This window comes from Chloroflexota bacterium, assembly GCA_014360825.1.
In the GTDB taxonomy this organism is placed as follows: domain Bacteria; phylum Chloroflexota; class Anaerolineae; order UBA2200; family JACIWT01; genus JACIWT01.
This window is the reverse complement of the sequence record JACIWT010000002.1, coordinates 39,666-64,144: the sequence shown is the minus strand read 5'-3', so window position 1 is coordinate 64,144 and position 24,479 is coordinate 39,666. Positions and strand designations below refer to the sequence as shown.

Below are 24,479 nucleotides of genomic sequence, written 5' to 3'. Positions count from 1 at the left end.
TAGTCTCCTCCAAGTGGATTCGTTTGGGTGAAAGCGAAAGTTCGGGTGTTCGGGAGACAACGCAAGCGTTGCTCACTACCAATGAAATAACGACTGCAATCAGGCACTTTGTTAAGGCCGATCTTTCCCACCCACTGCCCAGCCACACTGCACCCTGCATTATCTCCCGGTTATCCTCCCAGATACGCCTCCTTCACCTTGGGATTGCTCACCAGTTCTTGTGTCGGGCCCTGAAGCGTGATGGTGCCCGTCTCCAAGACGTAGCCACGGGTGGCTACCTGTAAAGCCATGTGTGCGTTTTGCTCGACCAACAAGATGGTCGTGCCTGACTGGTTGATCTCCCGCAAAATGCGGAAGATTTCCTGCACCAAGATGGGAGCCAGGCCCATGGAAGGCTCGTCCAAGAGCATCAAACGACCACGGGTCATGAGAGCACGGCCCATGGCGAGCATTTGTTGCTCGCCGCCGGAGAGCGTCCCTGCGATCTGGTTCTTGCGCTCCTCCAATCGCGGGAAGAGGTCGAAGACGCGCCGGTAGTCTTTGTTGATCTCATCCTTGTCTTTGCGGGCATAAGTGGCCAGTTTGAGGTTCTCCATCACCGTCAAGTTGCCGAAAATGCCTCGGCCCTCCGGCGCGTGGGAGATGCCCAACTCGACGATACGGTGAGGGGGATAGGCTCGCAAGTCTTTGCCGTTAAACGTAATACTGCCGCTCTCGATAGGAACGAGCCCCGAGATGGCCCGCAAAGTAGTGGATTTGCCCGCACCGTTGGCCCCGATGAGGGTCACAATCTCCCCCTCATGCACTTCGAAAGAGATACCACGCAGGGCCCTGATATTCCCATAGGAGACGACCAGATCCTGGACCGCCAGCAAGGGCGCATCTAAGGTCATCATGCCACCCCCTTTCCGAGATAGGCTTCCAGCACACGGGGATGGTTTTGGATTTCTTTGGGCTTGCCTTCAGCAATGGTCTCGCCAAAGTCCAGCACTTGAATGCGTTCACAAATGCCCATGACCACCCGCATCTGATGTTCGATCAGGATAATGGTTAGATCAAACTCACGGCGAATCCACTGTATGAGTTCCATCAAACGCTTGATTTCCCCTGGGTTCATCCCTGCGGCTGGTTCGTCTAACAGCAGGAGTCTGGGTTTGGTCGCCAGAGCCCGAGCGATCTCCAAGCGCCGCTGCTCCCCATAAGGCAGGTTCTTGGCCTGGGCATGAGCATAACCGCTCAGATTGAAGATATCCAAAAGACGCAGTGATTCCTCTCGGATTCTCTGTTCCTCTGCGCGAAAGTCCCTGGTGCGGAGGAAGGAGGCCCAAGGGGTATACTGAACCTTGGAGTAACAGGCGATGCGCACGTTATCCAGAACGCTCAGGTCTTTGAATAAGCGGATGGTTTGGAAGGTGCGGGCAATGCCCTTGTTGATAATCTCGTGGGGTTGTAGCCCCACCAAATTGTGCCCGTTGAAAAATATCTGTCCTTCAGTAGGTCGGTAGACGCCGGTAATCAGGTTAAAAACCGTGGTTTTACCCGCCCCGTTGGGGCCGATGATACCCACCAGTTCCCCAGGCTCCAAGTTGAGGTTGAAATTTGAGACTGCCTTCAGTCCACCAAAATAGTGGCTGAGGCTTTTAACTTGTAGCAGCGGCATCTGCCCCCACCTCCTCCGCAGGGATAAGCACACGTGCCTCGCGCAGTCCAAAAATACCCCGCGGACGCGTGATCATCAGGATGACGAGCAAAAGTGGCCCTACCACCCAGCGCCAGACCTGCAATGGCCGCAGTAACTCCAGCAGAACCGTATATATGGAAGCGCCCAATATGGAACCGGTGATGCTGCCAATACCGCCCAGATAGACCATCACCAAAACGTCGGTGGATTTCAGGATAGTGAAACTGCGTGGGTTGATGAACTGCAGCACGTGGGCAAAGAGTCCACCGGCAATCCCGGCGAAGAAGGATGAGATGACAAAGGCTAGGATCTTGGCTTGGCGCGTGTTCACGCTGACTAACTCCGCGGCTACTTCATCCTCGCGGATGGAAAGGATACCCCGCCCGTAACTGGAGAATATGAAATTGCGGATGGCGAAAATGGTGATGAGCACCCAGACATAGACCCACGCTACGTTGGTCAACTTGCTCATGCCCATAAAGCCACGGGGGCCTCCGATCGCATCAATATTCTCCAGCACGCTCTTGATGATCATGTTAAAAGCCAGGGTAACGATAGCCAAGTAATCGCCGCGCGTTTTGAAGGAGGGAAAAGCCACGATCAAACCCGCCAATGCCGCAGCGAGACCACCCAGGACTAATACCAATGGGAACACAAACGGCCCCCAGGGCTTGGGAAAAACAAGCACAGTCAGCAGCGAAGAGACGTAAGCGCCAATGGCCATAAACCCAGCATGACCCACCGAAAACTCCCCCATATAACCGTTCACCAGGTTCAGGCTGATGGTGAGAATGATGTTAATCCCCACATACATAATCACCTGCTGTAGATACAGGTTCAGGATTCCAAAATGGGGGAGCAAGATGGACAGTGCAAAGATTAACACCAGGACCAGTGCAATTAGCCAACGTCTTTTCATAGTCTCTATCCTACACTTTTTGTTGCACTACCGGCACACCCATGATCCCTGTGGGCTTGAACACCAGGAGAGCCAAGAGCAAAGCAAAGACCACAAAGTCACGGTAAGTGGAGGGGAAAAAGGCGGCCACGAAGATCTCCACGAACCCCAATATATAGCCGCCAACCATAGCCCCGCGGATATTGCCGATGCCTCCCACCACCGCAGAAATGAAGGCCCACCAGCCAATGCGGATGCCCATATAAGGGTCTATCATGTAGGCGATGCCATAGAGGACTCCACCAATCGCGGCCATCGAAGAACCCAGTGCGAAAGTGATGGAGATAATGCGATCCATGGGCACGCCCATCAAAGGGACCACTGTCTTATCAAAGGAAATAGCGCGCATAGCCATGCCAGTCATCGTCTTTCGCACTATGGTGTCTAAGACGAACATCACGATAGCAGAGATAACCAGGATCACTATCTGGATGCTGGAGACGGCTACTCCAGCAATGTTGAGGTTAATCACTGGGATTACCTGTGGTAAGATACGCGGCTCCGGGCCGATAGTAGCTAAGGTCGTGTTCTCCAAAACCAAACCTACGCCCAGGGCTGTGATCACCGCCGAGATTCGCGGGGCCTGGCGGAGTGGCTTGTAGGCTACCCGCTCGATGAGTACTGCCAAAAGCGAGGTGCCAATCATAGCCAGAACCAAAGTTAGTACAAAAGTGAAAGCCGCAGGTAAATGCAACGCCCGCCCTAGCAAAAATGAAGCAGCGAAGAAGCCCAAGTAGGTGCTCACCATGAAAATGTCGCCGTGAGCGAAGTTGATCATGCGCAGGATGCCATAGACCATGGTATAGCCCAAAGCGATGAGCGCATACACACTGCCTAATTGCAGAGCATTCAATACTTGTTGGATGATAAATTGCACTTGGAATCTCCTGTCTTCGTATATTCCCTGCAACTGTTCCTTGAGGATTCAAAATGGGGTTAGGCGGGTTTCGTTTCCACGAAACCCACCTAACCTTGTTTACCCTTCAGGGTGAAACGCCGGGCTTCACAGCGAAGATCATGGGGCGGCAGAGGTGTAATATGTGAATTTACCGCCCTTGATCTGAATGATCACCGCGCTCTTCACCGGATCGCCGGTGCCCCTGAATTCCATTGTCCCGGTGACGCCCTCATACTTGGTGATGCTGGCCAACGCGTCGCGCACCGCCTCGCGGTCAATCTTGCCTGCCGCCTGGATGGCCTGGAAAGCCAACCCAAAGGCGTCGTAGGTTAGAGCGGCCACGTCGTCGGGGGTCTTGCCATAGGTCGCTTCGTAGGCCTTAATGAATTTCTGCGCCTTGGGCGTAGCAATGTCTGGAGCATAGTGGGTGGTGAAGAAGAGACCCTCACAATCGGCGCCGCAGAGGTCAATGATTTCCAGGTTGCCCCAGCTATCGCTGCCGAAGATGGTGCCGGTGTACCCCAGTTTATGGGCTTGTTGCACCTGCAGTGGCACTTCACTGTAGTAGTTGGGCAGGAATAAGACATCGGCACCGGAGGCTTTGATCTTGGTCAATTGGGCGGAGAAATCTTTGTCGCCAGTGGTATAGGTCTCGAAAGCCACTACCTTTTTGCCCGCCTCCTCGAAAGTCTTCTTGAAGACCTCGGCGATGCCCTTGTTGTACTCACTGGCCACGTCGTAGAGAACAGCGGCGGTATTGGCTTTCAGATCGTTGATGGCGAACTTGGCGGCTACCACTCCCTGGAAATCGTCAATGAAGCAGGCCCGGAAGACGTATTTCTTGCCGGCTGTAGTTTTGGGGTTGGTGGACCAGGGGCTGATCATGGGCAATTTGGCGTCTTCACAGACAGTCGAGGCAGGGATGGCGTTGCGGCTGGCGTTCGCGCCAATATGTACCAGGACCCCGGCGGTGTTCAATTTTTGGGCTACTGCTGCCGCCGACTCGGCCTTATCCTCGTTGTCCTCGACCAGCAACACGATCTTGTACTTCTTGCCACCAACCTCCAGGCCGCCAGCATCATTCACTTCCTTCACGGCCATCTCCGCCGCATTCTTGCAAGAAGCGCCGATAACGGGGATACCGCCGGTGAGTTCGGCATTGACGCCGATCTTGATCTCAGCCGGGGCCGCGGGAGCACACGCACCAAGCGCCCCTACCAGGGTCAGAACCAATAGCAACAGCATAACTCTCTTGTACATGGGATCTCCCTCCTCTTGTTTCACAAAAGTTTCGCCCATAGACCCAAAAGAGATTGGCCCTACTACACATCACCTCCTTCGGAAAAGTCGCTCATTTACACCAGAGATGCGAGGATCGTTGTGGAACACCCAAAACCAAATCAAAAACCCTGGTGATGTCTGAGTCCGCACGCAGGACTACACCACCAGGGTAAATACACCCTAATGTCAACAGTTTCCACTGAGTTACACGCCATCGTCCACCAGGTCGCCCGTTGCTTTTGGCTAGGCACTCTGGCCATTCCGACCCACCCGGTCTGTTAATTTTCCCTCAACGGCCGAAAACTCTTCGAACTAGGCTATAGAGATTTTTTTGAGACAAACTCGCGAATAAATTGTCTGGTTATTATAATAGTGTGAAAAGTAGATTTTGTCAAACAGTGCTTTCCGCCACTATCACCAGTGGCACCGGCGTGAAAACCAACAGGAACACCAATAACATGAAAGCAGCGAAGACCTTCTCCCGCGCAGACAGAGGTGTGATGTCATCCAGTGGCACGGCGTGGCGCTGCCCAAGGAGTAAGATAAGCGCTGCCCACAACAACCACCCTCTCCACAACAATGAGAGCACCAGACTCAGCCCTAAAGCCAGCCAAGTTACCTGGCGCGCTCGCTTGCCAAAAAGAGCGTAGGCAATGTGTCCACCATCTAACTGCCCGGCCGGCAACAGGTTCAACGACGTGACCAAGATGCCACCCCAGGCAGCGAAGGCGATCGGGTGAATGAAAACGTCCTCTGTAGCACTGGGCAATACCCGCCCAAATACCAGGAACTTGAGCACGAGGTACAGGATAGAGTTGCCCTCCATGTAATATCCCCCCTCAGTCGGGAGAGGCTGGACCTGTGACCTCAAAAGGCCGATCAGTAGCAGGGGTATTGCCAGCAGGATACCGGTTAGTGGGCCCGCCGCACCAACTGCCAACATAACCCGCTTATTGGGCGGTGGTGATTTCATGCGGATCACTGCGCCCATTGTCCCGAAAGGTGGTACGGGCAGGGGTATGAAGTAAGGCAATGTCACCGGCAGACCGAAGTGTCGGGCCACGAAATAGTGACCTAGTTCGTGGCCAACGAGGATGGTCATCAGGGTGATTAAATGCGGTAGTCCACTAAGTGGGTAGCGGAAGATACCAGCAAGATCTTGAGCCTCAGGAGGCGCATTCCAGGTCATTCCCACAAACCAAACCGATAGTAGCGTCAAAACAAATAGCAATGCGCCCACTGGGCTGAAGACCGTTGATTGTTCGGGTACGCCATGCACAGCGAAGATCACATCTTGCCCATCGGCGCGGCGCAAGATGGGAGTGTATCCCAGTTCCCGAAACCGCGACGAAATCAGCGCAAAGGCTTGTTCAGATGGCACAAGCAACCGGCCACGGAATCGGATCGGAGCCTCTGGTTGCTGCCCTATTGTGGTATCCTCCACGGCGAAGATATCACCCAATGCTGCTTTCAGACGCGAGACGAGATCCTCGCTGATCCAATGATTGGCCATAACATCTCCTTCTAAATTTATTCTACTGCATTTTCTGAGGAGTACAAAAGCCCCATCTGGCAAAGGCTTTGGCGTTGGGCTTGCCAAGAAAGTGTTTCCCTTAACCTTGCCGAACGCCTGTTCTGGACACTAAGTGCAAAAGATAGTATAATTACTATGAAAGCACCTAACGCCTTATTATTTGTATGTGCAAGAGAGGCCTATGCCCGAGTTCAAATTAGTGTCAGATTTCAAGCCTACCGGCGATCAACCTCAGGCTATCGCCAAATTGGTGGAGGGCTTGCGCCGGGGATACAAGCATCAGACGTTGCTCGGAGTAACCGGATCCGGCAAGACTTACGTGATCGCCAACGTCATCGCACAGGTGCAACGCCCTACGCTCGTCCTGTGTCACAATAAAACGCTGGCCGCACAACTCTACAGTGAGTTCCGCGAGTTCTTCCCCCACAATGCCGTGGAGTACTTTGTCAGTTATTACGACTACTATCAACCCGAAGCCTACCTGCCGCGCACCGATACTTATATCGAAAAAGACGCCAGCATCAACGAGGAAATCGATAAACTTCGTCTGGCGGCTACCTCTTCCCTGCTCACGCGCCGCGATGTGATTATTGTGGCCAGCGTATCTTGTATCTACAGTATCGGATCACCTGACGAATATGGTCAGGACACCGTCAAATTGGCCGTAGGTGAAACGCACCGCCGCGACCGCGTGTTACGGCATCTGACCGAGATTTTCTATCAGCGCAATGACGTGGATTTCGGGCGTGGTCGTTTCCGCGTTCGCGGTGACACAGTGGACGTTTTCCCTGCCTACGAGGATACCGCTTTCCGCATTGAATTCTGGGGCGATGAGGTGCAACGCATCACGGAGATTGACCCGCTCACCGGCGAGATACTGACCGAACAGGAGCGAATCCAAATCTTCCCTGCTAAACACTTCATCACCAACCAGGAGCGATTGTACATCGCCCTGGAGCGTATCGAGAAGGAATTAGAGGAACGGCTGAAGGAACTGCGAGACCAGGGCAAACTGCTGGAAGCCCAACGCCTGGAGCAACGCACTCGTTACGACATGGAGATGCTGCGTGAAGTAGGATACTGTCCTGGCATCGAGAACTACTCGCGCCATCTATCTCAGCGGGAGAAGGGCCAACAACCTTGGACATTGCTGGACTATTTCCCCGAGGACTATTTGCTCGTTGTGGACGAGTCGCACATGACCATTCCGCAGGTGAGGGGCATGTACAACGGCGACCGGTCACGCAAAGAAGTGTTGGTGGAATATGGTTTCCGCCTGCCCTCCGCCCTCGACAACCGCCCGCTCACCTTCAGCGAATTCGAGAAACACATTCGCCAGGTGATTTACACCTCCGCCACTCCCGGCCCTTATGAACTCAAACATTCTGCCCAGGTGGTAGAGCAAATTATCCGGCCCACTGGTCTGGTGGACCCAGAAGTGATTGTGCGCCCCACCAAAGGTCAGATAGACAACCTTCTCCACGAGATCAGCCTACGCGTACAGCGTGGCGAGCGCGTCCTGGTGACCACCCTAACGAAGCGTATGGCCGAGGATCTGGCTGATTATCTCCAAGAGATGGGCGTTAAGGTGCACTACTTGCATTCGGAAATCGAGACATTAGAACGAGTGGAGATCTTACGCGACCTGCGCACCGGTGTTTACGATGTGGTGGTGGGCATCAACCTGCTGCGTGAGGGACTTGACCTGCCCGAAGTCTCACTGGTTGCCATCTTGGATGCGGACAAAGAGGGCTTCTTGCGCTCGGAGGGCTCGCTCATTCAGACCATGGGCCGTGCGGCGCGGCACATCCACGGGCAAGTGATCCTTTACGCTGATACCATGACCGAGTCCATGAAAAGAGCTATTGAAGAGACCAACCGCCGCCGTCAAATCCAGGTGGCTTACAACCAAGAGCACGGTATCGTGCCCGCCAGTATCGTGAAGGAGGTGCGCGATCTGACCGACCGGCTACGTGTGGCTGCCGAGGAACAGGCCGAATATCGCGTTGGGGCGGGCATTCCTAAGGAGGAACTGTACCACCTGATCCGCGAATTAGAAAAACAAATGAAAACCGCCGCTGCCAACCTCGAGTTCGAGAAAGCAGCCCTCTTGCGAGATCAAATTTTCGAGTTGCGCCAGACCTTAGAAGATAAGCAAGTCCCGGAGTGGGAGCGAGTGCGAGCACAGCGGTGGGAGAGTGGCACACGCGCGACTGGTGTGATGTCCCCTGCACAAGGGAGAATGCGCAGATCACGACGGTGAACTGGATAGTCCTCGCTGTAAGAAGAAATGATTGCGACGAAAGGGGTTCGATACGTTAACCCTGGGGAGCCGTGAATGGCGGCCAAGTTACTTGGCCCTCGCGAGAACAGGGGAATTGGCAGAACGGGCTCGGATCGCACGCGAACGGTTGTCTGCTTGCGATCTCTGTCCCCGCGATTGTGGCGTGAATCGGCTGGCCGGCCAACATGGTTTCTGTCGCATGGGAGCCGAGCCCGTAGTCGCTTCCTGGAACGTCCATCCTTGGGAAGAGCCGCCAATTAGCGGCACACGAGGTTCGGGCACGATTTTCTTCACCGGCTGTACCGCGCGTTGCCTGTTCTGTCAGAACTACCCCATTAGCCAGCTGGGCGTCGGTCAGCAGGTCACCGTCGAGCGCTTGGCGGAGATGATGCTCGAACTACAGAAGCGCGGCTGCCATAACATCAATTTCGTAACGCCCACTCATTTCGTACCGGCGATCCTGGCTGCGCTACTCTACGCTGTGCCACGAGGCTTCTCCCTCCCTTTGGTTTACAATTCCAGCGGCTACGAGAGTGTCGAGACCCTGCGCTTATTAGAAAACGTTATAGACATCTATTTGCCTGATGCTAAGTACGCCAGCGATGCTATTGCCCACCGTCTCTCGCGCTTCAAAGGCTACGTAGCCGCCAACCGCGCCGCACTAAAGGAACTGTTCCGGCAGGTGGGCGAGGAGTTGGTCGTGGATAGCGACGGCATCGCCCAGCGAGGGATGATCATCCGCCACATGGTGCTGCCCGAGAGACTGGCCGGGACAGGTGAAGTGTTGCGCTGGATCGCGGAGGAACTATCGCCCCGAGTGCACATCAGCCTCATGGACCAGTATTTCCCGGCCCACAAGGCAGTTGGCGACCCGGTGCTGGGTCGAAAGATCACGCCAGAAGAGTATGAAGAGGCTGTGGAGATTGCCTTAGACGTTGGCCTGGAACACGGTTGGATGCAGGAATGCGTAGAGTAACGGGATCCTTCCGCTGGCTGGTTCTGCCGCCCGCGGCACTTTTTAGCCGCGCACAAAATATTTGACAAGGATACCAAAATATGATAATATCCTGCCGCTTTGTAAAAGTTATCATACCCTTTCGAAATGGACAATAGAGATTGCCATCGGGAACCGCCTGCACGCACGGGGTTGTGGGCAGTGAGGGGTTGCTCAAGCGGGCAAGGGGTCTAGAACCTGCTACAGGATTCTTCCCTCCATCACCTGTAAGTCTCCGCAGACGAATGGTTCGCAAGGCCCCTTGTGGCTGTTTGGCGATGCCGTGATCGGCTTCAAAGTGAATCGATGTCATGACCTTACGAGAGGTTTTGCAAATCATCGAAGGTAAGGTACTTTGGCCAGAGATTGATCTCTCCATCGAGGCGAAAATGGCCTGTGGTGCCGACCTAATGAGTGACGTCCTGGCTTTTACCCATGCCGGCACCTTGCTCATGACCGGCTTGACTAACCCGCAGGTTGTGCGCACCGCCGAAATGGCGGGCATCGTGGCCATCGTTTTCGTGCGCGGCAAATTGCCCCCTGCAGAGACCATCGCTTTGGCCAAAGAGAAGGGTATTCCACTGCTCGCTTCCAAGTACACGATGTACGAAACCTGTGGCCGACTATACCAGGCCGGACTCCCAAGTTGTGGTTTGTTCCCGTTGACGGCAGGCACCTGGCTCGATGATCCTCCTTCGTCATGCGGCATGTAGCCCATCGTTCATCGAATCGGAATCACCTTAGTCCCTGGGCAAGAGAATGAGCTCACGACAGTGGTCACGAACAGTCAAGAACCAAGAAGCACGTTAACAACCGAGTCAAGCCGAGAAGTAACCAAGCTCCAAGAACTGGTATATGAACTGAAGATTGAGCAGGTCATGACGAAGAAAGTCATCACCGTATCTCCCGACGATTCGATGCGTCAGTTGAAGGAGGTGCTCCGGGTCAACCGCATTTCAGGTACCCCAGTGCTGCGAGATGGCGAACTAGTTGGCATCATCAGCATCGAAGACCTGATAAAAGCCCTCGAATCTGGCGATATAGACGCTACCGTCGGCGAGAAAATGAGCACTGAAGTGCAAACGGTGTTTGCTGATGAGTCCGTCGTCCAGGCACTGAATAAATTCGCTCGCTTCGGTTTCGGACGGCTCCCCGTAGTCAATCGGCACGGAAAGTTGGTTGGTATAGTGACGCAGGGAGATATCGCGCGTGGCTTACTTCGCCAATTGGAAGTTGATTATCACGAAGAGGAAATCCATCGCTATCGGGCCAGCCACATTTTTGAGGACATCACATCTGACCAGACCGGCCTGATTTTGCGCTACAAGGTAAAGCCTTTAGACTTTGTGGGCTGTGGAGAGGCTGCCAGCAAGTTAAAGCGCGCCTTGGAACGACTGGGAGCGAAGCCCGCTGTAGTGCGTCGCATCGCCGTGGCCAGTTATGAGGCGGAGACGAACCTGGTCCTTCACACCACCAAAGGCGGGGAACTCATCGCCGAAATCCAGCCAGAAAGGATCAGGATCGTCGCGGTGGATAGTGGCCCCGGCATCCCCGACATCGAGAAAGCACTGCAGCCGGGCTATTCTACTGCCCCGGATTGGATCCGCGAACTGGGCTTTGGCGCAGGGATGGGGTTAAACAACATCCAGGCCTGTGCGGACGAGATGCATCTGGAATCAAAAGTTGGGGTGGGAACCCGCCTGGAGATCCTGATCAATCTGTGATGCTGTGTAACCACGAGGGAACACGATGACAATAGGTGAAATCGCAAAGGCGCTGTCTCTTTCCGTGCAGACGGCGAGTGAGAACTTGGACACAGAGGTAACAGGTGGGTATGCCTCTGACCTGCTCAGTTGTGTCATGGCCAAGGCGCGCAAGGGCAATGTATGGGTCACCCTGCAGTCGCATGTCAACATCGTCGCTGTGGCTGCACTCCTCGAACTAGCCGGTATTATTGTGACCGAAGGGGTATCTCCGGATGCCGCTACATTGCAGAAGGCAAATGAGCAGGGGATCCCTATACTTACCACGCCGCGCACAACGTTCACCATTGTGGGCCAATTGAGCCGGTTGGGAATCCAAGGCACAGAATAGACCTGTGGGCAAATATATGAGAGTTGGAGCATGACACACGAGCCTTGAGACCTTATCTAGCCGATCTGCATGTGCACACAGTTTTATCCGCTTGCGCCGAGGTGGAAATGATACCGCCTCTGATCGTTCGGCAAGCACGGGAACTGGCCCTTGGCATCATTGCGATCACCGATCACAACTCGGCAGAGAATGTCGCCTCGGTTATCGAGGCTGCGTGTGGACTCGATCTGACTGTGTTGCCAGGTATGGAAGTCCAAACTAAAGAAGAGGTTCATCTGCTTTGTCTTTTTGATACCGTGGAGCGGGCGCTGGATTGGCAAGCAGTGATATATGCTCACCTGCCCATGTTGAAAAACAAGGCAGAAGTTTTTGGCCCGCAGTTTGTAGTGGACGCCACAGGTGATTTTGTCCGTTACAATGATAGGCTGCTGGCAACCTCCACTTCCCTCTCCGTGGAAGAGGTGGTTTCAGGCGTCGAGGAACGGAAAGGGCTCTGCATCGCAGCACATATAGATCGTCCGTCTTACAGTCTATTGGCGAACCTGGGGTTCGTCCCACCGGGTGTTCATTTCGCCGCTATGGAGATAACGCGTAACACCAGCGTGGAGGAGATACAGCGCCGACACCCATCACTCGCGGCACATTCGTTCATCTGTTCTGGCGATGCACACCGTCTGAGTGAGATAAGCGACAGGACCATATTTACCCTTGAGGAGCCCACCCTCACGGAGATCTCGATGGCCTTTCGCCGTCAGAATGGTCGAAAAGTAAAAGTACTCGCCAATTCACATTAGATCAAGGAGGATATGGCAAGGTGGCTGAAGAAACCTTGGACCTCAGTCGTTTGGAGCCAATATTCGAAGAGTTCCAAACGCAGAAGGGAGCGGTAATCCCCGTGTTGCAACGGGCGCAAGAAATCTACGGGTACCTGCCGGCCGAGGTACTGAAACGTATTTCTGAGCGCATGAGAGTACCATTGAGCCAGGTGTATGGCGTGGTAACTTTCTATGCCCAATTCTACCTGACCAGGCGCGGCAAACACATCATCCGTCAATGCGACGGCACCGCTTGCCACGTGCGTGGCGCGGCCAAAATCATCAGGACTGTCGAAAACGACTTGGGCATTAAGGCCGGAGAAACGACGCCGGATTATCGGGTAACATATGAAGTCGTTTACTGTTTGGGATCTTGCGGTCTGGCCCCTACGGCGATGGTGGACAACGAAGTCGTTGGACACCTGGTCCCTGAAAGAATGACCGAAATCGTGAGAGATTTGCATTAAGTGCGCGAACTTTCCCTACATATCCTCGATGCACTGGAAAATTCGGTGGAGGCGGGAGCAACTCGCATTGAGTTGCTCATCGAGGAGGACACGAAGAACGATATCCTAAAGATCACAATTCAAGACAATGGGCGCGGCATGGATGAGGAGTTCGCCCAGAGGGTATTAGACCCCTTCGTTACCACACGTACCACCAGGCACGTCGGTCTGGGATTGCCGCTCTTCGCGGCAGCAGCCCAACAGTGCAATGGCAATCTCCAGGTACAATCCAAGCCCGGGGTAGGAACGAAGGTAACGGCTACTTTCCAACACAGTCACATTGACCGCGCACCGCTGGGCGATATCGTCACAAGCATAATGGCAGTGGTTCTCTCGGAACAGGCAGTAGACATCCGCTACAAGCACGTTGTGGATGGTCGGACGTTTGAACTGGACACAGCAGAAGTGCGCCGCGAATTGGGCACAGTGCCCCTCTCGCATCCACTGATAAGGCAGTGGCTGGAATCCACGCTGGCTGAGGGGCTGGCGAGCCTGCATAGGCCCAGGCCATAACCAATTCGCTGCGGAAAATATATCCACAGAGGAGGCTGTTCAATGCCGAGACTGAAGACCTTAGAAGATCTAAAGAAACTGCGCGAAGAAGCACAAAAAGACCTCAAGGTACGGCTGGAGACAGGCACCAAGATCACCGTCGGCATGGGCACCTGCGGCATCGCTGCCGGAGCACGTGAGACGATGCACGCCATCCTTGAGGAACTCAAGAAGCGTGAGATCGAAGCCCACGTCACCACCGTCGGATGCATTGGCATGTGCGTCAAAGAACCGTTGGTGGATATCGAACAGGCAGGCAAGCCACGCATCACGTACGGAAACGTCAAACCAGATATGGTGCCCCGGCTCATTGAGGAGCATTTAATCAAAGGCAATGTAGTGCAAGAGTGGGTAGTAGGTCGGCTGCCCACCAGCGAACAATAGAAAAATATCTTCGTATCCCGAGGAGGATCTCAATGGCGGAACCTTTATATAGAGCCAACGTGCTCGTCTGTGGCGGCACGGGCTGTACAGCATCGAAATCCCCGGCGGTTTTCGAGGCCTTAGCCGAGGAGATCAAACGCCGTGGGCTGGATGGCGAGGTACGACTGGTGCAAACCGGCTGCCGTGGCTTCTGTGCGATGGGCCCCGTTATGATCATTTACCCAGAGGGTATTTTCTACTGCCAGGTGCAAGCCTCGGATGTACCACACCTCGTAGAAGAAACGCTGGTGAAGGGCAGGGTCGTCCCCCGCCTCACTTACAAAGAGCCATTCTCCCACCAATCGGTACCCTTCTACAAGGACATACCCTTCTACGGGAAGCAGTTGCGCATCACACTGCGCAACTGTGGACTGATCAACCCCGAAAGCATTGATGAGTACATCGCCCGAGACGGCTATGCCGCGCTGAGCAAGGCGCTATCGGAGATGACCCCAGACCAAGTTATTGAGGAGGTCAAACGGTCTGGCTTACGCGGGCGCGGCGGGGCAGGCTTCCTCACCGGTCTGAAATGGGAGTTCTGCCGCAAAGCACGAGGCGAGCCGAAGTACCTCATTTGCAACGCGGACGAAGGGGACCCCGGTGCATTTATGGACCGCAGCATACTGGAGGGAGACCCCCACAGTGTCATTGAGGGGATGATCATTGCCAGTTATGCCATCGGTGCGCATCAGGGCTACATTTATTGCCGTGCCGAGTATCCTCTGGCCATTAAGCGCATCAAGATGGCGATTGAGCAGTGCCACGAATACGGATTGCTGGGCGAAAACATCTTGGGAAGCGGACATACTTTCCACCTGACACTGAAAGAGGGCGCCGGCGCTTTCGTCTGCGGAGAGGAAACGGCCCTGATGGCATCCATTGAGGGTCGCCGTGGTGAGCCTCGCCCCAGGCCACCCTTCCCCGCTGTCTCCGGCCTGTGGGGTAAGCCCAGCAATATCAACAACGTCAAGAGTTACGCCAATGTACCGCAAATCATCCTCAAAGGTGCAGATTGGTTCAGCAGCATCGGCACACCGCGCAGCACCGGAACAGCCATCTTTGCCTTAACGGGCAAGATCAATAACACCGGCTTGGTCGAGGTGCCGATGGGCATCACGTTGGGCGAAATCATCTTTGACATCGGTGGGGGAGTCCCCGACGGCAAGAAATTCAAGGCCGTGCAGACCGGTGGCCCATTGGGCGGCTGCCTGGGCGTCGAAGCGCTCAATGTGCCAGTAGATTTTGACTCGCTCAAGGAAGTGGGCGCAGTGATGGGTTCCGGCGGCATGATCGTGGTAGATGAGACTACCTGCATGGTCGAGTTCGCCAAATTCTTCCTGGACTTTGCTACGGCCGAATCCTGTGGCAAATGTGTGCCCTGCCGAGTTGGCGGTAAGCGCCTGTTGGAAGTGCTGACTCGCATCACGGAAGGCAAAGGAACGATGCAGGACCTGGACACCATCCAACAAATCGCACAGGGCATGGAATCGGCTTCGTTGTGCGCGCTGGGCCAACTCACCCCAGGTCCGGTAAAAGCCGCGTTGCGCTATTTCCGCGAGGAGTTCGAGGCACATATCTTAGACAAGCGCTGTCCGGCCGGGGTGTGCAAAGCGCTGGTCAGAGCACCGTGCACCAATGCCTGCCCTGCAGGCGTGGATGTCCCCAGTTATGTGGCCCTGATCAGCCAGGGCAAATACGCCGAAGGGCTCGAAGTACATCGCCAGCGCAACCCATTTGCCCTGATCTGCGGGCGCATTTGTCCAGCCTTCTGCGAGCGGCGCTGCCGTCGCGGCGAACTGGATCAGCCAGTAGCCATCCGCCAATTGAAGCGCTTCATGGCAGATCATGAGATTATGAACCCATGGATACCGCCACGCAACGAAGAAGCCAAGACGGAGAAGGTTGCCATCGTAGGCGCAGGGCCAGCCGGCCTGACAGCGGCTTTGCGCCTGGCACAATGGGGCTACAAAGTAACCGTCTACGAAGCAGCACCCGTTGCCGGCGGGTGGATGGCTTTAGGCATTCCAGAATACCGCCTGCCACGCGATGTGCTCAACGCCGAGATCGACCACATCAAGCGCGCCGGCGTGGAGATCGTATTGAACACGGCGTTAGGCAAAGACTTTACTTTGGATGAGTTATTTGATAAAATGGGCTATCACGCGGTCATCCTGGCGATCGGTGCGCACAGCAGCCGCCGACTGGGTGTGCCTGGCGAAGACTTGAGCGGGGTCATGCACGCTACCGCGTTCCTGAAGGATGTAGCGCTCGGTAAGCCACCCAAGATGAAAGGCAAACGCGTGGCTGTGGTTGGCGGGGGTAACTCCGCCATCGATGCTGCGCGGACAGCCCTCCGTCTGGGCGCCTCCGAAGTGCACATCATCTACCGCCGCACACGGGCGGAGATGCCGGCGCAAGACCTTGAAGTACGAGAGGCGGAAGAAGAGGGCGTCCAGTTCCATTTCCTGACCAATCCCATCCGCGTCTTAGGAGACACGAAAGTCACGGGGCTGGAACTACAACCACAGGAATTGGGCGAATTCGACAAGAGCGGGAGACGCCGGCCAGTGCCCATCGAAGGAGCAGGGTATGTCATGGACGTGGATATCGTCATTCCGGCCATTGGGCAGTCACCCGATTTGTCGTGCCTGAACGGTGATAGCCCAGAGGTGAACCGCGATTCCACGTTCAAGGTGGGCAGGAAACTGGATACCTCGCGGCCGGGTGCCTTCGCTGCTGGCGACGCGGTGCTGGGTCCTGCAACCGTGATCGAGGCAGTAGCACAAGGCAACAAGGTGGCCATGGCGGTGGATGAATACTTGCAGGATGGCCACCCACAATCCAAAGAAGAATGGCTGGCCTATCGCACGGTTGAACTGACCTATAACCGCGAAGAGTATGCTGAGGCGAAACGGCCTGAGATGCCAACTCAGGCACCGCCGGAGCGGGTCAAGAATTTCCACGAGATCGAGTTGGGATTCAGCGAGGAAATAGCGCGTGAGGAAGCCAAGCGCTGTCTGCGCTGCGACCTGGAAGAGTTTTAGGCTCCGAAAACAACGGAATATGGCGCACAGGGTAGGGGAGATGTCAATGGCGACTTTTCCCCAGCCAAAAGATAACCTAAAATAAAACTTAGAAAGGAGGCTGGGCTCTGAGATGGCAATGGTCAATATCACAATCAACGGCCAAAAGGTCAGTGCGCCGGCCGGCAGCACCGTTCTTGAGGCCGCACAGGGGGCAGGGATTGACATCCCGACTCTTTGTCACCACCCTGCTCTGGCCCCAATCGGTGCTTGCCGAATGTGTCTCGTAGAGATCAAGGGACAACGCACTTTGCAGACGGCATGTACATTCCCCGTTACAGAGGGAATGGAGGTGCAGACCGAGTCCCCACAGGTGGTTCAAGCACGAAAATTCGTTCTCGACCTGCTTTTTTCGGAGCGAAACCACTACTGCATGTACTGTGAGATGAGCGGGGACTGCGAATTGCAGTCTCTGGGGTACCGCTACGGCGTTGACCACTGGGTTTATCCTACCTACACAAAGCGGTTCCCTGTGGATGCGACACGTGCTTATTTCCTTATGGATCACAACCGTTGCATTCTATGCAGACGATGCGTGCGCGCCTGCAGTGAACTGGTGGCGAATCACACCTTGGGCGTACGGCAACGTGGTGCAGAGTCCATGATCCACGCCGATATGAACGTTCCCTTCGGCCAATCGTCCTGTGTCTCTTGCGGCACCTGTTTGCAAGTGTGTCCCACCGGCGCTCTGGTTGACAAACGCAGTGCCTTTATGGGGCGTGATGTCGAGACGGAGCACATTAAGAGCGTCTGCAGCCAGTGCAGTATCGGCTGCGGTATGGAGATCGTAACGCGCGGTGGCAACGTCTTGCGCATCGAAGGGGATTGGGACGCCCCTGTGAACGCAGGGCTACTTTGCCAGGCAGGGCGCTTCAACCCGCTCTACGATGAGCGCCAGCGTGTAACCAAACCCTTGCTCCGGCAAAACGGCAAGTTAAAGGAGACGGATTGGGACACAGCCTTGGAAGCACTTGCCGAGCAAATTCGTAGCACCAAAGGCAAGAATCTGGGCGTATTAACCACAACCAACGCTACCAACGAGGCGCTATACCTACTGGGCAAGTTGTTCCGTGAGGAATTGAGGGTCACCAACATTGGCCTGCTCAACGGGGTTGCAACGAAGTTGTCGGAGAAGTCAGGAGGCTCACTCGCAGATGTCACCACGAGTGATATCATCCTTGTGGTTAGTGCAGATCCCGCTAAAGACCAGCCGGTTGCTTCTTTTCTCGTCAAGCGCGCTGTCGATAAAGGGGCACGGCTGATCATAGTGGACAGCAAGGACAATGGCCTTGCTCCATTCGCCTCCATGCACTTGAAGATGGACGAGGTCAATAAGGCTGTAGAACTAGCAGAGCGTGCCGTGCATCCAGTGGTTCTGTATGGTCCCGCTATCACAGATAAGACCATCAAAGCGTTAGGGAAGTTGGGTGAAAAGGCCGTCTTCATCGCGCTTGAACCCGGCGTGAATACATACGCTGCCGCGGCCTTCGGGTTGAGCAACGGGTTCGATCCATCCTCCGCCGAAACAGTGTTTGTCCTCGTCGGCGAGCAGGATTGGGACGGCAAGGATATGCTCAAACAATTCGGCCCCAATGCATTTGTCGTTGTGCAGACTAGTTATGAATCGCCCCTGACCAAGAAGGCAGACGTAGTGCTGCCCATGGCTATCTGGTCAGAGCGAGAAGGCACCCTGACGAACATAGAGGGTCGTGTGCAGCAGGTCAATAAGGCAGTCGAACCCAAGGGAGAAGCAAAGCCAGACTGGGAGATCCTCTCCCTGCTGGCAGGGAAACTGGGCAAGAGTTTCGGCACCCTCGACGAGATCTCGGCTCGTGCAGCCCGGGAACTTGAGTGAAAGGAGAACCCACGATGGCAAAAGTCAAAGTCGCCACGGATTGGCTAGCCGCCTGTGCAGGATGTCACATGTCGTTACTGGACATTGACGAACGCATTGTCCAGTTGCTGGAAGCGGTGGAATTCACATCAAGCCCGGTCACAGACCTAAAGCATCCGCCAGAAGACGGCGTAACCGTTGGCATCCTCACCGGTGCGATCAGTAACACGCACAATGTTGAGGTGGCCAAGAGAATGCGTGAACGCTGCAAAATCCTCATCGCAGTGGGTGACTGCGCTACCTTTGGTGGCATTGTCGCCTCGCGCAATCTGGTTGGCACCGAAGCGGCGTTAAAGCGCGCTTACTTAGAGGCTGAGAGCGTTGTGGACGGCGTCATTCCCGATTCACCAGAACTCGGAATGCCGCTGGATGTAGTTACAGGCGTTGATAAGGTGGTAAAGGTGGATCTTTTCATCCCCGGTTGCCCACCCAGTGCAGACGCCCTTTTCTACGCGCTTTCAGAGTTGCTCGCGGGACGCATGCCTGTGATTCTGCCACCTGAGCATTTCAAGTATGACTAAGAGGAGAACACTATGGGTGCTCAAAAAATAACCATCGAACCAGTGACGCGCATTGAGGGACATGCGCGGGTCACGATCCATTTGGACGACAAGGGCAAAGTACAGCAGACTTTCTTCCACGTGGACGAGTTTCGCGGGGTGGAGAAATTTAGCGAAGGCCGCCCATATTTCGAGATGACGCAAATCACCCAGCGCATCTGCGGCATCTGTCCGGTCAGCCACCATTTGGCCTCAGCCAAAGCCTGCGACGGCGTGGCCGGTGTAGAGCCGCCACGTCCGGCCAAACTGCTGCGGGAACTGATGCACATGGGTCAAGTGGTACAGTCGCATTGCATGCATTTCTTCCACTTGGCTGCACCCGATCTAGTCTTCGGGTTTGACGCCGATCCGGCTACCCGGAATGTATTTGGAATCATCAAGGCAAACCCCGAACTGGCTCTGAAAGCGGTGAACCTACGCCGCTACGGGCAGCAGATCATCGAGCGGCTTGGCCGGAAGCGCGTGCATCCTTACTTCGCCGTCCCCGGTGGGGTAAGCGCGCCACTCAGTGCAAAGGACCGCGATGAGATCGCCGCCGAACGCGAGACCATGGTCAGCTACGTCCAAGAGGCGATTGGTATCGCCAAGGGCTGGCTGGAGGCTAACAAGGAACTAGCAAATACTTTCGCCTCCTTCCCATCTAACTACATGGGTCTGGTGGATAAGGAAGGCGGGCTTCAACTCTACGACGGTGAGATCCGCGTTAGGGATGCCCAAGGCAAGTTGCTCGCACAATTCAAGCCAAACGACTACTTAGAGTACGTAGCCGAACACGTGGAACCCTGGTCCTTCCTAAAGTTCCCCTATTACCGCAAATTAGGGTGGCCACAAGGAGCATATCGGGTGGGCCCATTGGGACGTCTGAACGTTGTGGACAAGATCGGCACACCCCTGGCCGATGAAGAATTCCGGCAATTCAAGAAAATCAATAACGGCAAGCCAGTGGAGGGCTCCCTGTACTACCACTATGCCCGACTGATCGAAGCTCTCTACGCTTTGGAGCACATCGGCGAGTTGCTGGATGATCCAGATATCATGTCCACCGACGTGCGCGCTTATCCCGGAACAAAGGTAACTGGCCACGGAGTGGGCGTGATCGAGGCCCCCAGAGGGACCCTCTTCCACGACTATGACACCGACGAGAACGGCCTATTGACTAGGGTGAACCTCATCGTAGCCACGGGCAACAACAACTGGGCTATGCACACATCCGCAGGGATGGTGGCCAAGGCCTGTGTGGACGGCACGAAACTCACCGAAGGTATGCTCAACCGAGTGGAAGCAGCGATCCGCTGCTACGATCCATGCCTCTCATGCTCCACCCACGCTATCGGCCAAATGCCGCTGGAGATCACCCTGGTGGCAGCCGATGGCACTGTGCTGGATCGCATCGCTCGTTAGTGTAACAGCCTGGACGAGCCCAACGCAAGGGGGCGAACATAAACCGGTTCGCTCCCTTGCCCTCTTTGTCACTTTGGTGGGGGTCTGATGCCTCGCTCCCTGGTCATTGGCTACGGCAATCTGGACCGCGCCGATGATGGCGTTGCATACTATGCGATCAACAGCCTGCGCCAGCGCCTGGGGCAAGAGATTCTGCATGAAGACGAAACGGGCTTAGAAGCACTCGGCGCTCAGACAGATTCTGTTTTTCTCATGCAATTATCGCCCGAATTGGTGGACCTGCTGGTGGACTACGATCAAATCGTCTTCGTGGATGCACACATCCGCGAAGACCTGGATGATCTGCATTGCGCGCACGTGCTGCCGGAATATGCCGCGTCTGCGTTCACCCACCACATGAATCCAGCGATGCTCCTTGCGTTGCTCGATGCACTCCACCATCGAAAGCCTACGGGCCACATTGTGTCTATCCGGGGTTACGAGTTCGATTTCCACCGTGGCCTTTCTACGGCCACTGAGACGCTGGTGCAACCAGCGGTTGAACAGATCTTACAACTGACAAAGCGGGAGGAGATCGATGCCACTGATTAGATTCACAATCGATGACCGGGCAGTGGAAGTGGAAGAGGGTAACACAATCCTTAAAGCAGCCACCGCCATGGGAATCAAGATCCCCACCCTGTGTCATCATCCTGCTCTGCCTGATATTGGAGCGTGTCGCCTCTGTTTGGTGGAAGTAGGGATTCCTCGTGTCAAGCAAAACGCTGATGGGACCACTGAGACCACCTATGTTACATCCTTTCAGACCTCATGTACCTATCCCGTGGCAGAAGGTATACGCATTAAGACGCATACCCCCGGTATCGTGGCGCTGCGCCGCTTTGTTTTGGAATTATTGCTTTCAGACCATCCGCTCGACTGCATGACTTGCGAGAAGGCGGGCAACTGCACGCTTTAGGATCTCGCCTATGAGTTGGGCATCAAAGAGTCGCCCTATCGGGGTGAGGAGCATCACTATCCTATCAGCGACCCCAACCCTTTCATTGAGCGAGACTACAATAAATGTGTGGTATGCCAGGCCTGTGTGCGCGCTTGCAGTTACATCAACGGTGTTGAGGCCATTTCAATGCTGTATCGTGGCTTCCGGGCCAAACCTGGTACAGCAAAAGATGGCTATCTTGAGGACTCACCTTGTGAATTCTGTGGCATGTGTGTGGAAGTATGTCCCACGGGTGCCCTTTCACCTAAAGGCGCTAAAGGACTGGGACGCACTTGGGAAATGAAAAAGGTTACCACTACTTGTGGCTATTGCGGCGTCGGTTGCCAGTTTGACCTCAACGTAAGGGACGGCAAAATCATTCGGGTAACGTCCTATTGGGATGCTCCTGTCAATCACGGCTGGACTTGTGTGAAGGGCCGGTTCGGCTACGATTTTGTGAATCATCCCGATCGGTTAGTAGCCCCGCTGATCAAACGAAACGGGAAGTTCGTCGAAGCCTCTTGGGACGAGGCTCTAGACCTGGTGGCTGAGAAAATCGCAGAGACTAAGAAAAAGCATGGTGGCGACGCTATCGCCGTCCTCAGTTCCGCCAAATGCACCAACGAGGAGAATTATCTCCTCCAGAAGTTCACTCGAGCGGTGCTGGGGACGAACAACGTTGACCACTGCGCTCGTCTTTGACACTCCTCCACGGTGACCGGTCTGGCCGCCGCGTTCGGTTCGGGTGCTATGACGAACTCCATTGAGGATATTACCACCCAAGCAAAGTCCTATTTGGTAATCGGTTCTAACACCACGGAGCAACATCCGGTGATTGGCATGCGCCTCCGACAGGCGGCGCGTAACGGAGCCAAGTTGATCTTGGCCGATCCACGCGATATTCCACTGGCCGACGTCGCCGTCCTTCACCTTAAGCATAAGCCGGGATCTGATATTGCCCTACTGAACGGCATCATGCATGTGTTGATCGCCGAGGATCTGTACGATAAAGAGTTCGTAGCCAACCGCACAGAAGGCTTTGAAGAACTCAAGACAGTTCTGGAGAAGTACACGCCAGAATATGCGGAAGAGATCACTGGCGTGCCAGCGGATGATGTCCGCAAGGCGGCACGACTGCTCGCGGTTAACCGCCCTGGGGCACTGATCTACGCTATGGGTATCACCCAACACACCAAAGGGCACCAGAATGTGCTCTCTACGGCCAATTTGCAAATGCTCCTTGGCAACATGGGGGTGCCTGGGGGTGGAGTGAACCCCCTGCGCGGCCAAAACAATGTGTAAGGTGCCTGTGACATGGGCTGCTTGCCGAACTTTTACCCCGGATATCAGAGGGTTGCAGATGAAGCAGCACAAGCCAAGTTCAAAGAAGCATGGGGCAGCACCGCATCTACAGAGCCTGGCCTCACTGTCGTGGAGATGATCAATGCTGCCGAGGCCGGCGACATTAAAGCCTTGTTCGTCCTCGGCGAGAACCCGATGATGACCGATCCCGACATCAACCACGTCCGCAAATGCCTGCAAAGTCTGGATTTTCTGGTGGTACAGGAAATCTTCATGAGCGAGACCGCGGAATTGGCCGACGTAGTGTTGCCTGGGGTGTCCTTCGCCGAGAAAGATGGCACTTTCACCAACACGGAACGCCGTGTACAGCGGGTACGCAAGGCCATCGAGCCCATAGGCAACGCCCGCCCCGACTGGCAGATCATCTGTGATTTAGCCAAGCGAGTCGAAGCGCGTCTGGGCATAGATAGATCGAAGGCAAAGTTCGCCAGTTGGGACTACACACACCCACGCGAGATCATGGCTGAAATCAACGCTGTGACGCCAAGTTACGGGGGCATCACCTATGATCGGATTGAGCAGGTCGGATTACAGTGGCCTTGTCCCGCTCCCGATCATCCGGGCACGCCAATTTTGCATGTGGGCAAATTCTCACGCGGACTGGGCAAGTTCCACGCGGTAGAGTGGGCACCAGCGAAGGAAGTGCCAGATAAGAAATATCCCCTCGTGCTGACCACAGGGCGCGTGCTGTATCACTATCACAGCGGTACCATCACCCGCCGTATCCCCGGCCTGAACCAGCTCTATCCTGAGGGCACAGTGGAGATCAACCCCAGGGATGCCGAGAGATTGGGTATTGTGGACGGTGATCTAGTGCGAGTCACTTCACGCCGTGGCGAAGTCGTAGCCAAGGCGGAGGTGGTTGACCGACCGGATCCAGGGGTGGTGTTCATGACCTTCCACTTCCGTGAAGCCGCAGCGAACCTGCTGACTATCGCTGCGCTAGATCCGGTGTCAAAAATCCCAGAGTATAAGGTGGCGGCTGTCCGCATCGAGAAGGCATGAGACAATAGCAGTGGGAGCGAGAAATGAAATATTTCGCTCCCACTGCTGTAACTTACGGTCAGAGCACAAAGTGAGATGCTCTGGTCTCTTGGGTGCCCAGCAGGGGCGTCAATTTCGGGTAGAAGAGCATATTCGTGTGGAAGTGTATGGCGTTCATTCCACAGAGAAGTGATAT

General features: G+C 55.1%; 20 protein-coding genes and 1 pseudogene. 15 read left to right on the top strand and 6 right to left on the bottom strand.

The features are described from left to right. Positions 1–170: 170 nt before the first annotated feature. The 6 genes from H5T64_01595 to H5T64_01570 all read right to left on the bottom strand — a co-directional run bounded on the left by H5T64_01595 (position 171) and on the right by H5T64_01570 (position 6,331). Complete coding sequence (locus tag H5T64_01595) at positions 171–893, bottom strand: ABC transporter ATP-binding protein (GenBank protein MBC7263031.1); 723 nt, start codon at positions 891–893, stop codon at positions 171–173. Next, positions 893–1,660: an ABC transporter ATP-binding protein gene (locus H5T64_01590; GenBank protein ID MBC7263030.1), complete on the bottom strand. Its 768-nt coding sequence runs from the start codon at positions 1,658–1,660 to the stop codon at positions 893–895. The genes H5T64_01595 and H5T64_01590 overlap by 1 nt, the downstream gene beginning before the upstream one ends. Continuing rightward, positions 1,641–2,600 (bottom strand): branched-chain amino acid ABC transporter permease, encoded by a 960-nt coding sequence (locus H5T64_01585; protein MBC7263029.1) that lies wholly within the window; start codon positions 2,598–2,600, stop codon positions 1,641–1,643. Before H5T64_01585 ends, H5T64_01590 begins: the two co-directional genes overlap by 20 nt. Before the next feature lie 10 nt (positions 2,601–2,610). Next, entirely contained in the window at positions 2,611–3,516 is a 906-nt protein-coding gene (locus tag H5T64_01580) for a branched-chain amino acid ABC transporter permease (protein ID MBC7263028.1), read from the bottom strand. 138 nt (positions 3,517–3,654) lie between these two features. Next, on the bottom strand, positions 3,655–4,797 hold the full coding sequence (locus H5T64_01575; protein ID MBC7263027.1) for an ABC transporter substrate-binding protein: 1,143 nt from the start codon (positions 4,795–4,797) through the stop codon (positions 3,655–3,657). Positions 4,798–5,209: 412 nt separating this feature from the next. Further along, positions 5,210–6,331 carry a site-2 protease family protein gene (locus H5T64_01570; GenBank protein MBC7263026.1) on the bottom strand — a complete coding sequence of 374 codons (1,122 nt, stop codon included), beginning with the start codon at positions 6,329–6,331 and terminating at the stop codon, positions 5,210–5,212. Between the two features lie 202 nt (positions 6,332–6,533). Here H5T64_01570 and uvrB point away from each other — a divergent pair, with 202 nt between their 5' ends. The 15 genes and pseudogenes from uvrB to fdhF all read left to right on the top strand — a co-directional run bounded on the left by uvrB (position 6,534) and on the right by fdhF (position 24,304). Beyond that, entirely contained in the window at positions 6,534–8,615 is a 2,082-nt protein-coding gene (gene uvrB, locus H5T64_01565; protein MBC7263025.1) for an excinuclease ABC subunit UvrB, read from the top strand. Between the two features lie 115 nt (positions 8,616–8,730). Further along, the gene (locus H5T64_01560) at positions 8,731–9,612 is read left to right on the top strand and encodes a radical SAM protein (protein ID MBC7263024.1); all 882 of its coding nucleotides are present in this window, start codon (positions 8,731–8,733) and stop codon (positions 9,610–9,612) included. A gap of 329 nt (positions 9,613–9,941) precedes the next feature. Beyond that, positions 9,942–10,343, top strand: coding sequence for a hypothetical protein (locus H5T64_01555; GenBank protein ID MBC7263023.1), 402 nt, complete (start codon positions 9,942–9,944; stop codon positions 10,341–10,343). Positions 10,344–10,508: 165 nt separating this feature from the next. Beyond that, positions 10,509–11,354: a CBS domain-containing protein gene (locus H5T64_01550; protein ID MBC7263022.1), complete on the top strand. Its 846-nt coding sequence runs from the start codon at positions 10,509–10,511 to the stop codon at positions 11,352–11,354. Positions 11,355–11,379: 25 nt separating this feature from the next. Next, entirely contained in the window at positions 11,380–11,724 is a 345-nt protein-coding gene (locus H5T64_01545) for a serine kinase (GenBank protein ID MBC7263021.1), read from the top strand. A 44-nt stretch (positions 11,725–11,768) separates the two neighbouring features. Beyond that, entirely contained in the window at positions 11,769–12,518 is a 750-nt protein-coding gene (locus tag H5T64_01540) for a PHP domain-containing protein (protein MBC7263020.1), read from the top strand. 20 nt (positions 12,519–12,538) lie between these two features. Further along, positions 12,539–13,006 (top strand): NADH-quinone oxidoreductase subunit NuoE, encoded by a 468-nt coding sequence (nuoE, locus tag H5T64_01535; protein ID MBC7263019.1) that lies wholly within the window; start codon positions 12,539–12,541, stop codon positions 13,004–13,006. Next, a complete protein-coding gene (locus tag H5T64_01530) occupies positions 13,007–13,558 on the top strand; it encodes an ATP-binding protein (GenBank protein MBC7263018.1) in 552 nt (183 codons plus the stop codon). A 51-nt stretch (positions 13,559–13,609) separates the two neighbouring features. Beyond that, positions 13,610–13,981, top strand: coding sequence for a (2Fe-2S) ferredoxin domain-containing protein (locus H5T64_01525; protein ID MBC7263017.1), 372 nt, complete (start codon positions 13,610–13,612; stop codon positions 13,979–13,981). Positions 13,982–14,013: 32 nt separating this feature from the next. Next, on the top strand, positions 14,014–17,064 hold the full coding sequence (gene nuoF / locus H5T64_01520; GenBank protein ID MBC7263016.1) for an NADH-quinone oxidoreductase subunit NuoF: 3,051 nt from the start codon (positions 14,014–14,016) through the stop codon (positions 17,062–17,064). A 112-nt stretch (positions 17,065–17,176) separates the two neighbouring features. Next, entirely contained in the window at positions 17,177–18,958 is a 1,782-nt protein-coding gene (locus H5T64_01515; GenBank protein MBC7263015.1) for a molybdopterin-dependent oxidoreductase, read from the top strand. A gap of 14 nt (positions 18,959–18,972) precedes the next feature. Then, entirely contained in the window at positions 18,973–19,518 is a 546-nt protein-coding gene (locus tag H5T64_01510) for an NADP oxidoreductase (GenBank protein ID MBC7263014.1), read from the top strand. A gap of 12 nt (positions 19,519–19,530) precedes the next feature. Beyond that, positions 19,531–20,958: a Ni/Fe hydrogenase subunit alpha gene (locus H5T64_01505; GenBank protein MBC7263013.1), complete on the top strand. Its 1,428-nt coding sequence runs from the start codon at positions 19,531–19,533 to the stop codon at positions 20,956–20,958. Positions 20,959–21,045: 87 nt separating this feature from the next. Then, complete coding sequence (locus tag H5T64_01500; GenBank protein ID MBC7263012.1) at positions 21,046–21,549, top strand: hydrogenase maturation protease; 504 nt, start codon at positions 21,046–21,048, stop codon at positions 21,547–21,549. Beyond that, a pseudogene (gene fdhF / locus H5T64_01495) lies at positions 21,536–24,304 on the top strand (formate dehydrogenase subunit alpha). Before H5T64_01500 ends, fdhF begins: the two are co-directional and overlap by 14 nt. The last annotated feature ends 175 nt before the right edge of the window (positions 24,305–24,479 follow it).

Coding starts and splice junctions, on each gene's coding strand:
- H5T64_01595 (MBC7263031.1), bottom strand. CDS start 893: ATGACCTTAGATGCGCCCTTGCTGGCGGTCCAGGATCTGGTCGTCTCC.
- H5T64_01590 (MBC7263030.1), bottom strand. CDS start 1,660: ATGCCGCTGCTACAAGTTAAAAGCCTCAGCCACTATTTTGGTGGACTG.
- H5T64_01585 (MBC7263029.1), bottom strand. CDS start 2,600: ATGAAAAGACGTTGGCTAATTGCACTGGTCCTGGTGTTAATCTTTGCA.
- H5T64_01575 (MBC7263027.1), bottom strand. CDS start 4,797: ATGTACAAGAGAGTTATGCTGTTGCTATTGGTTCTGACCCTGGTAGGG.
- H5T64_01570 (MBC7263026.1), bottom strand. CDS start 6,331: ATGGCCAATCATTGGATCAGCGAGGATCTCGTCTCGCGTCTGAAAGCA.
- uvrB (MBC7263025.1), top strand. CDS start 6,534: ATGCCCGAGTTCAAATTAGTGTCAGATTTCAAGCCTACCGGCGATCAA.
- H5T64_01555 (MBC7263023.1), top strand. CDS start 9,942: ATGACCTTACGAGAGGTTTTGCAAATCATCGAAGGTAAGGTACTTTGG.
- H5T64_01550 (MBC7263022.1), top strand. CDS start 10,509: ATGACGAAGAAAGTCATCACCGTATCTCCCGACGATTCGATGCGTCAG.
- H5T64_01545 (MBC7263021.1), top strand. CDS start 11,380: ATGACAATAGGTGAAATCGCAAAGGCGCTGTCTCTTTCCGTGCAGACG.
- nuoF (MBC7263016.1), top strand. CDS start 14,014: ATGGCGGAACCTTTATATAGAGCCAACGTGCTCGTCTGTGGCGGCACG.
- H5T64_01515 (MBC7263015.1), top strand. CDS start 17,177: ATGGCAATGGTCAATATCACAATCAACGGCCAAAAGGTCAGTGCGCCG.
- H5T64_01510 (MBC7263014.1), top strand. CDS start 18,973: ATGGCAAAAGTCAAAGTCGCCACGGATTGGCTAGCCGCCTGTGCAGGA.
- H5T64_01505 (MBC7263013.1), top strand. CDS start 19,531: ATGGGTGCTCAAAAAATAACCATCGAACCAGTGACGCGCATTGAGGGA.
- H5T64_01500 (MBC7263012.1), top strand. CDS start 21,046: ATGCCTCGCTCCCTGGTCATTGGCTACGGCAATCTGGACCGCGCCGAT.